Here is a 13,900-nt window from a genome sequence, read left to right on the forward strand (position 1 = left end):
GCCGCGCACACCGCCCTGGCGCCGCAGGCGCGCGAGGCCCTGGTGCTGGGCGCCGGCCTGGCCGGTGCGGCCTGCGCTGCCGCCCTGCGCGCCGAAGGCCTGGCGGTGACGGTGCTGGATGCCGCCGGCGCGCCGGCGCAGTGCGCCAGCGGGAACCCCGGCGGGCTGTTCCACGGCAGCGTGCATGCCGACGACGGCCCGCACGCGCGCTGGAACCGCGCCGCCGCGCTGCGTGCCGCGCAAGGGCTGCAGGGCCTGCCCTGGGTGCAGCACGGCCTGCTGCGCCTGGCCGGCGATGCGAACCCGGCCGCGCTGGCCGAACTGCTGGCCCGCCAGGCCCTGCCGGCCGACTACCTGCAGGCCCTGGACGCCCAGGCCGTGGCGGGCCTGAGCGCCCTGCCCCTGGCCCAGAGTGCCTGGCACTACCCCGGCGGCGGCGCGCTGTGCCCGGCCGACTGGGTGCGCAGCCGCCTGGAGGGCTGCACGCTGCGCCTGGGGCAGCACGCCCAGACCCTGCAGCGGCAGGCACCGCACTGGCGGGTGCTGGACGCGCAGGGCCGCGAGATCGCCCGCACCGAGCTGCTGGTGCTGGCCTGCGGCCACCGCCTGCCCGAGCTGCTGCGGGGGCTGGACCCCGAGCTGGCTGACTTGCTGCAGCCGCAGCGCGGCCAGGTGAGCTGGCTGGATGCCGGCGCGCCGGGTGCGCGGCCGCGCCTGCCGGTGGCGGGCGGCGGATACGTGCTGGAACTGCCGGACGGCCGCCTGGTGTGCGGCGCCACCAGCAGCCTGGACGACCCCGACCCGGCATTGCGGGAGGCCGATCACCAGCACAACCTGGCGGTCTGGCAGCGGCTCTGCGGCGTGGCGGATGCGGGCGAGCGGCCGCTACAGGGCCGCGTGGGCTGGCGCCTGCTGGCACCCGACAAGCTGCCCCTCATCGGCGGCCTGCCCAGCGGCGCGCCGCGCCACCGCGCCACCCAGGCCGCGCACTGGCCGCGCCACCCGGGTCTGGTGGTCTGCGGTGCGCTGGCCTCACGCGGCATCACCTGGGCGCAGCTGGCGGGCGAACTGGCCGCCGCGCTGGCGCTGGGCCTGCCGGCGCCAGTGGAGCGCGGCCTGATCGACGCCGTGGACCCGGCGCGATTCGCCGTCCGAAAGGTGCGTCAGTCCTGAGCCAGACGCTGCAGCGCCGCCACGTCCAGCAGCTCGATCTCGCCATAGTGGCGGCGCAGCAGGCCCTGCGCCTCCAGCTCGCCCAGTGCCTTGTTCACGGACTGCCGGCTCACACCCAGCATCAGCGCCAGATGCTCCTGGGCCAGGCGCAGGCGCGGCTGCGCGCTGCGGCTGCCATAGGCCTGCGCCTGCAGCAGCAGGCGCTTGGCCAGCCGGGCGGCCAGGGGCAGCAGGGCGATGTCTTCCAGCGCCTCGAACATCAGGCGCAGCTTGGCGCAGGCCAGCTGCGCCACCTCACGCCACAACTGCGGCTGCGCGTCCAGCGCCGGCGCCAGGTGCGCGGCCGGCACGCGCCACACGCGCGCGGCCCCTTCCGCCACGGCGTCGTGAGTGCGCGCCTGGCCGTCGATCAGGGCGATCTCGCCGAACCACTGCACCGGCTCCACGCGCGCCAGCAGGGCCTCGCGGCCGTCGGCGCGCAGGCTGCCCACGCGCAGCGCACCTTCGAGCACGCAGCACAGATCGGCCTCGGCATCGCCGCGCCGGAACAGCAGCTGCCCCGCGCCCAGGGCCAGCTCGTGGCCATGGGCCACCAGCAACTGCTGCAGGGCCGGGCTGCAGCGTGCAAACCAGGCATCCCGGGCAAGGGTTTCAACCAGCGCCATTTGTCGGAATCCGGACAGTCAAGGGCAGGTGCGAAACCTAGCATGCAGACCTCTTGACCTGGAGCAAGACCATGGCCTCGCCCTTCCGCCCCGCGCTCGACCTGCTGGCGATGTACGCCGCTTACCACCGTGACCGCCGCAACATCGCCACCCACTTCATCGGCATCCCGCTGATCGTCTACGCCCTGGCCATCCTGCTGGCGCGGCCGGGCTTCGAGCTGGCGGGGCTGGCGCTCACGCCCATCCATCTGGTGTGGCTGTTCAGTGCGCTCTGGTACCTGACGCGCGGGGAGCTCGTGCTCGGCGCGGTCACCAGCCTCGTCAACCTGCTGCTCACCGCCCTGGCCCTGCCGGTGGCCACGCTGGCCACCCCGCAGTGGCTGGGCTGGGGCATCGGGCTCTTCGTCGTTGGCTGGGTGATCCAGTTCATCGGCCACAAGTACGAGGGGCGCAAGCCGGCCTTTGTGGACGATCTGGTCGGTCTGCTGGTCGGGCCGATGTTCGTGGTGGCGGAAGCGCTGTTCGCGCTCGGCTGGGGCAAGCCCCTGCTGGCCGCCATCGAGGCCCGGGTGGGCCCGACCCGCAGCGGGCCGGCCGCCGTGCAGGCCGGATGAACGCGCCCATCTGGGTGCTGGGCGCCGGGGCCATCGGTCTCTTCGTGGGGGGCCGCCTGGCGGCCGCCGGCGCCGACGTGCACTTCATCGGCCGCGCCCGGCTGCGCGACGAGATCGCCCAGGCCGGCGGCCTGCTTCTCACCGATCTGGAAGGCCCCGAGCACCGGCTGGCCGCGCTGCAGTGGCATGAAGCGGCGCCCCCCGGCGTGCCGGGGCTGGTGCTGCTGTGCGTGAAGTCCGGCGCCACCGCCTCGGCCCTGGCGGACCTGGCGCTACCCAGCGGCACGCCGGTGCTCTCACTGCAGAACGGCGTGGACAACGCCCGGCTGGCGCAGCAGGCGGCACCGCAGGCGCGCGTGCTGGCGGGCATGGTGCCTTTCAACGTGGCCCATGTCGGCCCCGGGCACTGGCACCGCGGCAGCAGCGGGCAGCTGGCGGCGCAGGAAGACGCTGCACTGCAGCCCTGGCTGGCGCTGTTCGAGCGCGCCGCCCTGCCCTTGCAACTGCACCGCGACATGAGCGCCGTGCAGTGGGCCAAGCTGCTGCTGAACCTGAACAATCCCGTCAACGCCCTCTCCGGCCTGCCGCTGCGCGCGCAGTTGCTGGACGCCGACTGGCGCGCCTGTACCGCGGCGCTGATGGCCGAGGCCTTGCAGGTGCTGCGCGCCGCGGGCATCCGCCCGGCCCGCCTGACGCCCCTGCCCCCGGGCTGGCTGCCGGCGCTGATGCGCCTGCCCACGCCCCTGTTCGAGCGCCTGGCCGCCCGCATGCTGCGCATCGACGCCCAGGCGCGCTCCAGCATGGCCGACGACCTCGCCGCTGGCCGCCCCACGGAGATCGACGCCCTGTGCGGCGCCGTGCTGCGCCTGGCCCAGGCCCAGGGCCTTCAGGCGCCCCGCCAGCGCCTGATGGTGGAACTGCTCTCCGCTCCCCGGCCCCAGCCGCTCAATGCCCAGGCCCTGCGCCAGCGCCTGAGGGCGTGACCGTCTTCACGCCGCGCGGCCCGAGTTTGTAAGCAGGCGTAAGAAGCCTGGCGGCACGCCGGGGGTCGCCAGGGGCGCCGCCACAATCCGGCGCTTTTTCCACTGCTCAGGGAGAGGGTATGAACACCCCCGTGAAGGCCGCGATCGCCGTGGCCGTGTTGGCCGGTCTGTGGGCCGGTGCCACCGCCTACAGCGGCGGCCGCGTCAAGACCGAAATGATCTTGCAGGCCGAGAGCCTGCGTGCCCACACCCAGTCGCCCATCCGCATCCGCAAGGTCGACTACCAAAAGGGCTTCATGGGCGCCACCCGCACGCTCGAACTGGAGTTCGGCTGCGGCCCCGAGCAAGGCGGCAAGGACAAGGTGCACACCATGGTCTGGCAGGACCAGATCCAGCACGGCCCGCTGCCCGGCTTTGGCGGCTTCGGCGCCGCCCGCATCGACAGCAAGCTCGTGCTCAGCGACGCCGACCGCGCCGAGCTGAAGAAGCTCGGCATGGACGAAGTGCCCGTGAGCCTGCGCACCAGCGTGGGCTTTGACGGCGCCAGCAACAGCCGCCTGCTGGTCTCGGCCTTCACGATCAAGCCCGATGCCGAGATGAGCCTGAAGTTCCAGGGCCTGGACGCCAATCTGCAACTGAACAAGGACGGCAGCGCGCGCTACACCGGCAAGCTGCCGGGCTATGTGATCGAGTCGCCCACCAAGGGCTTCAAGGCCGTCATCGAAGGCGCCGAGTTCGAGGGCGAGGGCCTGGCTCCCACCTGGTGGGCGCTGAACGGCAAGGGCAAGGGCGTGATGAAGGCGATGCGCTTCGAGGCGCCCGGCCCGGACGGCCAGGCGCGCACCCTGTTTGCCTGGACCGATGTGGCCTATCAGCAGGACGGCCGCCTGGCCGACCAGCTGTTCAGCGCCGAGTTCAATCTGCAGGGCAAGGCCGAGGTCGCCGGCGTCAAGCTGGAGTCCATCGGCATGAAGGGGCGCATGCAGCGCCTGCAGGCCCAGGGCTGGACCGACTTCGTGCGCGGCGCCTGGAGCCAGGGCTGCCAGAGCAGCAAGAACCCGCAGGCCGAGGCCGAACGCCTGATGGCCCCGCTGCTGGCCCTGCTGCCGCACAACCCCTCGATGAGCGTCGACGAGATCAAGCTGACGATGGGCGGCCGCAGCGCCGAGTTCAGCTACTCGTTCGGCACGCAGGGCGTGACGGCCGAGGACCTGAAGGCCCCGGCGCTCGCGCCCGTGCTGATGAAGAAGGCCCAGTTCAAGATGGCCGGCAAGCTGCCGCTGGGCTTCATCGAGCAGATGCTCAAGGCCAGCGGCAAGGACATGCCGCCTGAAGTGCTGAACGCGCAGCTGGACCAGGCGGTGGCGCGTGGTTTCGTCCGGCGCGAGGGTGAGCTCATCAGCGCCGAGATGGAGATGAGCGGCGGCACGATGAAGGTCAATGGCAAGCCCATCCCCCTGCCGGGCATGGGCCCGCAGCCCGAACTGGCGCCGCCCCCGGGCGAACCGCAGGCGCAGTAAGCGTCTCTGACCCTTGGAAGGCGGCCTGCGGGCCGCCTTCTTTCTTTCAGAGCGGCAACTTCGCCAAGCCGGGCTCGGGCTGCCAGCGTGCGCCCAGCCGCGCCGCCCGCCCGGCGCAGCGCTGCAAGAAGGCCGCCAATCCCTGCGCCTGCACGGCCTGCAGCGGCCCGCCGGTGTGCGGCGCAAAGCCCCAACCCAGCACGGCCCCGACATTGCCCTCGGCCACCGAGCCCAGCACACCCTCGTGCAGGCAGCGCAGGGCTTCGAGCATCTGCACGTCCAGCAGGCGCTGGGCCAGTTCGTCCATTTCCCAGCTGGCGGGCTTCGCATGCCGGGCCAAGCCGGACCAGAGGTTTTTGCCGCCCTCGTAGTCGTAGAAGCCCTGCCCGGCCTTGCGGCCCACACGACCGGCGGCCACCAGCTCCTGCACCAGCGCCAAGCCGGGGTGCGGGGCCGGCGCGGCGGCGCCCAGATCAGTGCGCGTCTGGGCGTCCACCGCCAGGGTCAGGCTCAGGCTCACCTCGTCGTGCAGGGCCAGCGGCGGCATGGGCATGCCAGCGTGGCGCCCGGCGGCTTCCACCACCGCGGCGGGCACGCCTTCCAGCACCATGGCGCAGGCTTCCAGCAGGTAGGTGCCGAAACAGCGGCTCGTGTAGAAGCCGCGGCCATCGTTCACCACGATGGCGGTCTTGCCAAGCTGGCGCGTCAGGTCAAAGGCCAGGGCCAGCGCAGCCTCGCCGGTGCGCGGGCCGCGGATGATCTCCACCAGCGGCATCTTCTCCACCGGCGAGAAGAAGTGGATGCCCACAAAGCGCTCGGGCGCGCTGCTGGCCTGGGCCAGCGAGCCGATCGGCAGCGTGGAGGTGTTGGAGCCGAACACGGTGTCGACGTCCAGATGCGCCTCGGCCTTGTGGATCACCTCGGTCTTGACGCTGCGCTGCTCGAATACCGCCTCAATCACCAGGTCGCAGCCGCGCAGGGCGACGAAATTGGTCGTGGGCTCGATGCGCGCCAGCACCGCCTGGCGCTCGGCCTCGGGCAGGCGCTTCAGTTGCTGCTCGGCACGGGCCTTGCCCTGCTCCGCCAGGCTTTGCTGGCTGTCCAGCAACACCACTTCGATGCCGGCCTTGGCCGCCACATGGGCAATGCCCGCGCCCATCATGCCGGCGCCGATGACGCCCAGGCGCTTGACGCGCCGCGGCGGCAGGGCCGGCCGCGCCGCGCCATGCTGCACCTCGCGCTGCTGGAGCCACAGGCCCAGCAGGGCGCGCGCCGGGGCGCTGGTGGCACAGGCGGCGAAGTAGCGGCTTTCCAGCTCCAGCGCGGCGTCCATGCCCAGCAGGCCGCCTTCGAACACGCAGGAGAGGATGTGGGTGAGATTGGGCAGCTGGGTGCCACCCTTGTCGCTGGCCATCGAGGGCGCGATGGCCCAGAGCTCGCCCTGGCGGGCCGAGCCGCCACTGGGGTAGCGCCAGCCCTTGCGGTCCCAGGGCGGCTCGGGCTGCGGATGCGCCAGCGCCCAGGCACGCGCCTGGGCCAGCGCGTCCTCCGCGCTCGCGGCAATCGCTTCCAGCAGCCCCGCTTCCAGGGCCTGCGCCGCGCGGATGCGCGTGCCTTCCAGCAACCAGGGCAAGGCCGTGGCCTGGCCCACCAGGCGCGGCAGGCGCTGCGTGCCACCGCCGGCCGGCAGCAGGCCCAGGCGCACCTCGGGCAGGGCCAGCACGGTGTCCGCCAGACCGATGCGGGCATGGCAGGCCAGCGCGATCTCGAAGCCCGCGCCCAGGGCCTGGCCGTTGACGATGGCCACCACCGGCTTGCCGCAGCGCTCCAGCCGGCGCAGCTCGGCCTTGAAGGCCATCGTGGCCTCGAAGGCCTTGGGCGCGCTGTCCAGGGTGCGCAGCAGCTCGATGTCGGCGCCGAGCAGGAAGTCCGGCTTGGCGCTGGCCAGAATCAAACCGCGTACATCTTCAGCGCTGCACACCCGCTCGACCACCGCGGCAAAGGCCTCGCCCAGCGCAGCATCGAACACATTGGCCTTGCCCGGGTGGTCGAACCGGGCCAGCAGCAGGCCGTCGTCCAAAAGTTCGGCGTGGATCATTCAGATCCTCTCGATGATGGTGGCAATGCCCATGCCGCCGCCCACGCAGAGCGTGACGCAGGCGGTGGCCAGGTGGCGGCGTTCCAGCTCGTCCAGCACCGTGCCCAGCAGCATGCAGCCGGTGGCGCCGAGCGGGTGGCCAAGCGCGATGGCGCCGCCGTTGACGTTGACGCGCGTGGGGTCCAGGCTCAGGTCGCGCATGGTCTTGAGCGGCACGGCGGCGAAGGCCTCGTTGATCTCCCAGAGGTCGATGTCGGCCGCCTTCATGCCGGCCTGGGCCAGAGCCTTTCGGCAGGCCGGCGTGGGGCCGGTGAGCATGATGCTGGGTTCGGAGCCGATGACGGCCGCGGCGCGTACATGGGCACGCACGCGCAGCCCGGCGCGCTGGCCACCGGCCTTGGAGCCCACCAGCATCAGCGCAGCGCCATCCACGATGCCGCTGCTGTTGCCAGCGTGGTGCACATGCTGGATCGCCTCGACCTGCGGATAGCGGCGGCGCGCCGTGGCGTCGAAGCCCATCGCGCCCATGGCGGCGAAGCTGGGCTTGAGCTTGGCCAGGCTCTCGACCGTGGTGTCCGGCCGCACGGTCTCGTCGCGCTCCAGCATCAAAAGGCCGGCAATATCGTGCACCGGCACGAGGCTGCGCTTGAAGTTGCCGGCTGCCTGCGCGGCGGCGGCGCGCTGGTGCGAGCCGGCGGCGTAGGCATCGAGCTGCTCACGCGTGAAGCCTTCCAGCGTGGCGATCAGATCGGCGCTGATGCCCTGCGGAATGAAGCCCAACGCCTGGTTGACGCGCGGGTCCAGCACCCAGGCCCCGCCGTCGCTGCCCATCGGCACGCGGCTCATGCTCTCCACGCCGCCGGCCACCACCAGCTGCTCAAAGCCGCTGGCCACCTTGGCGGCCGCCAGGTTGATGGATTCGAGGCCGGAGGCGCAGAAGCGGCTCTGGGTGACGCCGGCCACCGTCTGCGACCAGCCGGCGTCCAGCACCGCGGTGCGGGCGATGTCGGCTCCCTGCTCGCCCAGCGGGGTCACGCAGCCCAGCACCACGTCGTCCACCAGGGCGGTGTCCAGGTGGTTGCGCTGGGCCAGCGCCTGCAGCAGGCCACGCAGCAGCCACACTGGGCTGGCCTGATGCAGGCTGCCGCCCGCTTTGCCGCGCCCGCGCGGGGTGCGCACGTGGTCGTAGAGATAGGCGTCGAAGGCGGTCTTCATCTCGTGGGCCTTACATGGAGCGGGAAGCCAGCTCTTTCATGATTTCGTTCGTGCCGCCATAGATGCGCGCCACGCGCGCGTCGGCCCAGAGCTCGGCGATCGGGTACTCCAGCATGTAGCCGTAGCCGCCGTGCAGTTGCAGGCATTCGTCCAGCAGCTGGCAGGCCAGGTCGGTGGTCCAGGCCTTGAGCAGGGCGGCGCGGGCGGCATCGAGCTCGCCCTTCAGGTGCGCCACCAGGGCCGCATCCACGGTGGCGCGCGCAGCAATCACCTGGGCCTGCACCTCGGCCAGCTTGAAGCGGGTGTTCTGGAATTCCCAGATCGACTTGCCGAAGGCCTTGCGCTCCTTGGTGTAGGCGAGTGCCTCGGCCAGGCCGCGCTCCATCGCGCCCACGGCCTGCAGGGCGATCAGCAGGCGCTCCTGCGGCAGTTCCTGCATCAGCTGGAAGAAGCCCTGCCCTTCCCGCCCACCCAGCAGGTGGTCGGCCGGCACCCGCAGGTCGTCGAAGAACAGCTCGGAGGTGTCCTGCGCGTGCATGCCGATCTTGTCGAGGTTGCGGCCGCGCTTCAAACCGGGCACCGGGTTGCCGGCCGCGTCCTCAGTCTCCACCACCAGCAGCGAGACACCCTTGGCGCCCTGGCTGGGGTCGGTCTTGCAGACCACGATGATCAAATTGGCGTTCTGGCCGTTGGTGATGAAAGTCTTGGAGCCATTCAGCACGTAGTGCTCGCCGTCGCGCCGGGCATGGGTCTTGACGCCCTGCAGGTCCGAGCCGGCGCCCGGCTCCGTCATGGCGATGGCGCCGATCAGCTCGCCCTGCGCCATGCGCGGCAGCCAGCGGCGCTTCTGTGCTTCGGAGCCATGGTGCAGCAGGTAGGGCGCCACGATGACCGAGTGCAGCGGCCCGCCAAAGCCGGAGATGTTGGCGCGCGCCTGCTCCAGCGCCAGCACGGCCTCGTGGCCGATGTCCCCGCCGCCGCCCCCATATTCCTCGGGCATGCCGGCACACAGAAAGCCCTGTGCGCCGGCCTCGCGCCAGGCACTGCGCGGCATCAGGCCAGCGGCGCGCCACTCAGCCTGATGGGGCACCCAGCGCTCGGCAAAAAAGCGCGCGGCGGCGTCGCCCAGGAGCTGGTGCTCCTCGCTCAGCCAGGGGGATGGGAAGAGCGGGAGCATCGCGGCGGTCTCCTGGGGGTCAGTCGAAGTTCAAGGTGCGCACGCCCTCGGGCGCGCCGATCAGCGCCACCTTGGCGCGGTGGCGCGCAAAGATGCCCACCGTGACGACGCCGGGCCACTGGCTGACCTCGGCCTCCATGGCCAGCGGGTCGCTGATCTTCAGCCCGCGCACGTCCAAGATGTGCTGGCCGTTGTCGGTCACGCAGCCGGCGCGCACGGCGGCCTGACCGCCCAGGGCGGCAAAACGGCGGATCAGCTGGGGTGCGGCCATGGGGATGATTTCCACCGGCAGCGGGAAGGCGCCCAGCACGTCCACGCACTTGCTGGCGTCGGCAATGCAGACGAAGCGGGCGGCCAGGTCGGCGACGATCTTCTCGCGCGTCAGCGCGGCGCCGCCGCCCTTGATCATGTTCCCGCGCGGGTCGATCTCGTCGGCCCCGTCGATGTAGGTGGCAAGCGACTCAACCTGGCCGGCTTCCAGCACCGCAATGCCGGCCGCGGCCAGGGCCTTGGTGGAGCGCTCCGAGCTGGAGACCGCGCCCGCCAGCTTGATGCCGCTGGCGGCCAGGGCCTCGATGAACAGATCCACCGTCGAGCCGGTGCCCACGCCCAGCACGGAGCCGGGTTCCACATATGCCAGCGCGGCCTGAGCCACCTGGCGCTTGAGTGCGTTTTGGTCCATGGGCCGGGATTGTGGCCCGGCCCCTGCGCGCTTCCTGCCCGCTCAAGCGGGCACGAAGGCCCCGTGGAAACCCAGAGGCACCCAGTAGGGCAGCCAGACGGTGGCCAGCGGACCGGCGCTGAGCGCCTCGGCATCGAACACGGTGCAGAAGCTGCGCTGGCGCGCCACGTCGAAGCCCGTGCCCAGCAGCCAGCCCTGGCCCTCGCGGCGGCTGCCGGGCTTGGGCACCAGCAGCTGCTCCTCGATCACCACCTCGCTCGGGAACACGAAGCGCTCCACGGCGCCGCGCTCCAGGTCCAGGCGCTGCACCGCGTTGAAGCCCCAGCCGGGTGCCCGGCCATGCCGCGCGGGCGCATAGACGTAGCGGTAGCGGCGCGCCACCACGCGCGGGTCCACCTGCGGGAACTCGGTGGTCTCTTCGCGCTTGACCAGGTCCAGGCGCTGGCGCGGCAGGTCGATGCGCAGCAGGCGCGGGCCGCTTTCACCAACACTGGACGGGCGCTGGCCCTGCACCACCGAGTTGAAGCGGCCATCGAGGAACTCGTCGATGTCGCCATGCACATAGTCCAGCCGGATCACGCCCTGACCGTCGTCCCAGGCATTGCCGAAGTGGAAGACCAGCTCGGCCGGCATCTGCAGCTGGGCACGCACGCTCAGGTCCGCCTTGTCGATCACCAGCACCCGGTTGCCTTGCTCGGCCTGCCAGCGCATGGCACCCACCATCGAGCGGCCGGCCTTGACGGCGGCCAGGTCCAGACGCAGCGGCGGCAGCAGGAAGACCAGGAAGCGCTCGGTGATGACGAAGTCATGCAGCATGGCCGGCACAGCCATGTCCAGCAGCTTCCAGCGCTTCAGGCCGCCCGCGGCATCGATTTCGTAGATCACCAGCTTGCCGCCGAAGCTGCCGAAGTTCCACAAGCGGCCGTCGGGCTCACGTTTGGGGTGGGCGCTGAAGGGCATGCCCTGAAGTTCGGGCGCCCAGGTCTGCAGGCCCTTGGTGTGCAGGGACTGCGGGTCGAGCTCGGTGGCCGAGCCGCCCTCCCACAGCGCATACAGGCGCCCGCCCTGCAGCATCACGCTGGTGTTGGCGGTGTTGACGTCGTCGCTGCGCCGCAGGGGCCGCTTGGCCGGCACGGCGGTACCGAAGGCCGGCAACAGGAACTCGCCGGCCTCCTGCTCGGCCACGAACTTGGGCGTGCGCACGAAGCGCGCCTGGTGGCTGAAGCCCTGCGCACCCAGCTGCCAGGCCTGCACCAGGCCGTCGCCATCGAACCAATGGCGGTAGCGCTGGCCGGCGCGCTCCATCAGGCCCGGACCATTGCGGTACAGGGTGCCGCGCAGTTCAGCGGGCCAGCGGCCCTGCAGGCGCAGGCCCTCGGCCAGGCGGTCCTGCCCATCCAGCCAGCCGCGCAGCGGCTGCAGCTCGGGCGCGCTGCCGAAGGGCGTGCGGACCAGGCCATCGCCGGTGGCCCAGGCGGGCGCCAGGGCGGCCACGGGCAGGGCCGCGGCGGCCTGCAGAAGTGAGCGACGCGTCAGCATGACCCGGCCTCAGTTCAGCTTGATCTGGTGCTTGGCGCTGCCGCTGAGCACGAGCTTGGCGGCCTCGAAGCTCGGCGGGCCGAAATTGCCCGCGGCGTTGTTGCTGAAGCCGTAGGGCTCGGTGGGCATGCCGATGACGTTCATGTCCAGGCGCTTGTTGTCGTTCAGGTCGTGCACCACGCTGAGGGCCAGCATGGCGCCCTCAGGCAGATCGTCCAGCTGCAGCTTGATTTCGGTGCCCTCGACCTTGGCGCGGGCGCTGCGCAGGGGCTTGCCCTTGAGCCAGAGCTCGGCCTGGTCGTACACCGCCACGAGCACATGGCCCTCGGTGCGGTTCAGGCCGGTGACGGTAAGTTCCAGGCTGGCAGCCTGGGCCAGGCCGGTGCTGGCCAGCAGAAGGGGAAGAACGAGGCGCTTGAACATGGGGACTCCATGGGGGTTGGGTTGCGATGGCCGCCATGGTGCGAAAACGCAGCGCCGGCGCCCACGGTCCTGCGACCAATGGGGCCGGCGCGGCGCGAACGGAGCGCCAGGCGCGTCAGCTGCGCTGCAGCTCCATGACGTTCGGGCCCTGCTTGAGGGTGACGCTGCGCGGCTGCTCGCCCTCGCTGGCGAAGCTCAGCGTGGCGTCCACCTCGACGACGTAGACCTCGCGCGGGCCGCTGGCCTTGAGCGTCACCACCGGCTGGCCGGGCACCTGGCCGCGCAGCTGGCCCTGTTCGTCCACGAACACCTTGATGGCGAAGCGCGCCGACTTGTATTCACCCACCAGCGCCTGCCGTTCACTCGGGCTGAGCGCGTACTCGGCGCGCTGCGGCAGGTCCGCCGTGCGCGGCCAGCGCTCGCCCTGGCCGTCGGCATCGGCGAAGTACTGCATTGCCACCACCTTGCCCTGGGCATCGCGCTCCAGCTGCAGCTGTGCGACGGTGTTGCTGAAGGCGAAGCGGTCCTTGCCCAGGGGGATGAGCTTGAAGGGCTGCGAGCCGCTGCGGGTGCTGGTCAGCACGCCGCCCTGCACGCGCAGGGTGCGGGTGTCCCGGCCATCGGGCGAGTAGATGCCCTCATAGGCTTGCAGGGCCTTTGCGTCCACCGCCACCGGCTGGATGGCCGGGTAGGGCTTGCCCATGGCCTTGGCGCCCAGTTTGCGGGCGATCAGGTCCAGGTTGATGCCGGCGCTGTCGGAGTTGGACAGCAGGGCCACCGTGAGCTTGTGCTCCGGCTGGTAGACCAGCAGGGTGCTGAAGCCGTGGATGCCGCCGCCGTGCTGCAGCATGGGCTGGCCGCGCAGGCTGTCGGTACCGATGCCGAAGGCGTAGCGCGCCTTCACGGCGGCCCCTTCGGGCGTGACCATGCGTTGATAGGTCTCGGGCTTGAGCAGCTGGCCGCCATGCAGGGCCTGGTTCCAGCGCCACAGCGCTTGCACATCGCCCACCAGGGCGCCGGCGGCATGGGGCTGCGTCATGCTCAGCACGCCCGCCACCGAGAGGGCGTCAGCCCCCACCTTGGAATAGCCCTGCACCATGCCGGGCACCAGACCCTGCTCGCCGGGGTAGCTCACCGCAATGCGCTGGGGTTTGAGCAGGGCCGCGTCGAGCGCCTCGTGCCAGGCCTTGCCGCTGATGGCCTCGATCACCGCGCCCACCAGCACATAGCCGGAATTGTTGTAGCGGAAGTCGGCGCCGGGGGCGAAATCGACGGGCTGGTCCTTGAAGACCTTGACCAGCTCCACCGTGCTGAGCTGCTGGCGGATCGGGTTGTGCATGTAGCCGGGGATGCCGGTGTAGCTCTTCACGCCTGAGCTGTGGTTGAGCAGCTGGGCCAGGGTGATGGCGCCGCCGTTCGGGTAGTCGGGCAGGTACTTGGACAAGGGATCGTCCAGCTTGGCCTTGCCCTCATCGATGAACTTGAGCAGGGTGGCTGCGGCGAACTGCTTGGTGATGGAGCCCAGGCGCATACGGTGCTCGGGCTTGAGCGGCACGCCCAGCTCGACGGACGCCATGCCGCGTGCGCCCTGGTAGAGCAGCTGATCGCCCTGGGCCACGAGCAGGGTCAGGCCGGGGCCGTCCTTCTTGATGCCCTGTTCATCCAGCAGCTGTTCGGCATAGGCCGCCAGCTCCTTCGCCGGGGGCGCGGCCAGCACGGGCGCCAACAGCGCAGGTGAGAGGGCCAGCAGGAGGGCGGAGCGCAATGAGATGTGCATGGTCGAGTGGGTGCCGGGTTTGGAAAGTCGTGCA

12 protein-coding genes are annotated in these 13,900 nt (G+C 71.3%); 4 read left to right on the forward strand and 8 right to left on the reverse strand.

Annotated elements, in window-relative coordinates; all coding sequences use genetic code 11:
- On the forward strand, positions 1-1,173 hold a 1,173-nt coding region (gene mnmC1 / locus I7X39_RS05160), incomplete at its 5' end, for an FAD-dependent 5-carboxymethylaminomethyl-2-thiouridine(34) oxidoreductase MnmC1 (protein ID WP_198109917.1).
- Here the strand turns inward: mnmC1 and I7X39_RS05165 are convergent.
- Entirely contained in the window at positions 1,164-1,838 is a 675-nt protein-coding gene (locus tag I7X39_RS05165; RefSeq protein ID WP_198109918.1) for a Crp/Fnr family transcriptional regulator, read from the reverse strand. The two genes, mnmC1 and I7X39_RS05165, sit on opposite strands and share 10 nt — an antisense overlap.
- A 71-nt stretch (positions 1,839-1,909) precedes the next feature.
- Here I7X39_RS05165 and I7X39_RS05170 point away from each other — a divergent pair, with 71 nt between their 5' ends.
- The 3 genes from I7X39_RS05170 to I7X39_RS05180 all read left to right on the forward strand — a co-directional run bounded on the left by I7X39_RS05170 (position 1,910) and on the right by I7X39_RS05180 (position 4,955).
- Positions 1,910-2,452, forward strand: a complete 543-nt coding sequence (locus tag I7X39_RS05170; RefSeq protein ID WP_198109919.1) for an Mpo1 family 2-hydroxy fatty acid dioxygenase — start codon at positions 1,910-1,912, stop codon at positions 2,450-2,452.
- Complete coding sequence (locus I7X39_RS05175) at positions 2,449-3,435, forward strand: 2-dehydropantoate 2-reductase (protein ID WP_198109920.1); 987 nt, start codon at positions 2,449-2,451, stop codon at positions 3,433-3,435. The genes I7X39_RS05170 and I7X39_RS05175 overlap by 4 nt, the downstream gene beginning before the upstream one ends.
- 119 nt (positions 3,436-3,554) lie before the next feature.
- The gene (locus I7X39_RS05180; RefSeq protein WP_198109921.1) at positions 3,555-4,955 is read left to right on the forward strand and encodes a YdgA family protein; all 1,401 of its coding nucleotides are present in this window, start codon (positions 3,555-3,557) and stop codon (positions 4,953-4,955) included.
- A gap of 46 nt (positions 4,956-5,001) precedes the next feature.
- Here the strand turns inward: I7X39_RS05180 and I7X39_RS05185 are convergent, their stop codons facing one another.
- The 7 genes from I7X39_RS05185 to I7X39_RS05215 form a co-directional block, all read right to left on the reverse strand.
- The gene (locus I7X39_RS05185; RefSeq protein ID WP_198109922.1) at positions 5,002-7,053 is read right to left on the reverse strand and encodes a 3-hydroxyacyl-CoA dehydrogenase NAD-binding domain-containing protein; all 2,052 of its coding nucleotides are present in this window, start codon (positions 7,051-7,053) and stop codon (positions 5,002-5,004) included.
- Positions 7,054-8,268: an acetyl-CoA C-acetyltransferase gene (locus I7X39_RS05190; protein WP_198109923.1), complete on the reverse strand. Its 1,215-nt coding sequence runs from the start codon at positions 8,266-8,268 to the stop codon at positions 7,054-7,056. It lies immediately after the preceding gene.
- Between the two features lie 10 nt (positions 8,269-8,278).
- A complete protein-coding gene (locus I7X39_RS05195; RefSeq protein WP_198109924.1) occupies positions 8,279-9,445 on the reverse strand; it encodes an acyl-CoA dehydrogenase family protein in 1,167 nt (388 codons plus the stop codon).
- A gap of 19 nt (positions 9,446-9,464) precedes the next feature.
- A complete protein-coding gene (gene rpiA, locus I7X39_RS05200) occupies positions 9,465-10,127 on the reverse strand; it encodes a ribose-5-phosphate isomerase RpiA (RefSeq protein ID WP_198109925.1) in 663 nt (220 codons plus the stop codon).
- A 42-nt stretch (positions 10,128-10,169) separates the two neighbouring features.
- The gene (locus I7X39_RS05205; protein ID WP_198109926.1) at positions 10,170-11,666 is read right to left on the reverse strand and encodes a carotenoid oxygenase family protein; all 1,497 of its coding nucleotides are present in this window, start codon (positions 11,664-11,666) and stop codon (positions 10,170-10,172) included.
- A 9-nt stretch (positions 11,667-11,675) separates the two neighbouring features.
- Positions 11,676-12,089: a DUF2141 domain-containing protein gene (locus I7X39_RS05210; RefSeq protein ID WP_198109927.1), complete on the reverse strand. Its 414-nt coding sequence runs from the start codon at positions 12,087-12,089 to the stop codon at positions 11,676-11,678.
- A 115-nt stretch (positions 12,090-12,204) separates the two neighbouring features.
- A complete protein-coding gene (locus I7X39_RS05215) occupies positions 12,205-13,866 on the reverse strand; it encodes a serine hydrolase domain-containing protein (protein WP_198109928.1) in 1,662 nt (553 codons plus the stop codon).
- Positions 13,867-13,900 lie beyond the last annotated feature (34 nt).

The sequence above is a fragment of the Inhella proteolytica genome (assembly GCF_016093275.1).
Classification (GTDB): domain Bacteria; phylum Pseudomonadota; class Gammaproteobacteria; order Burkholderiales; family Burkholderiaceae_C; genus Inhella; species Inhella proteolytica.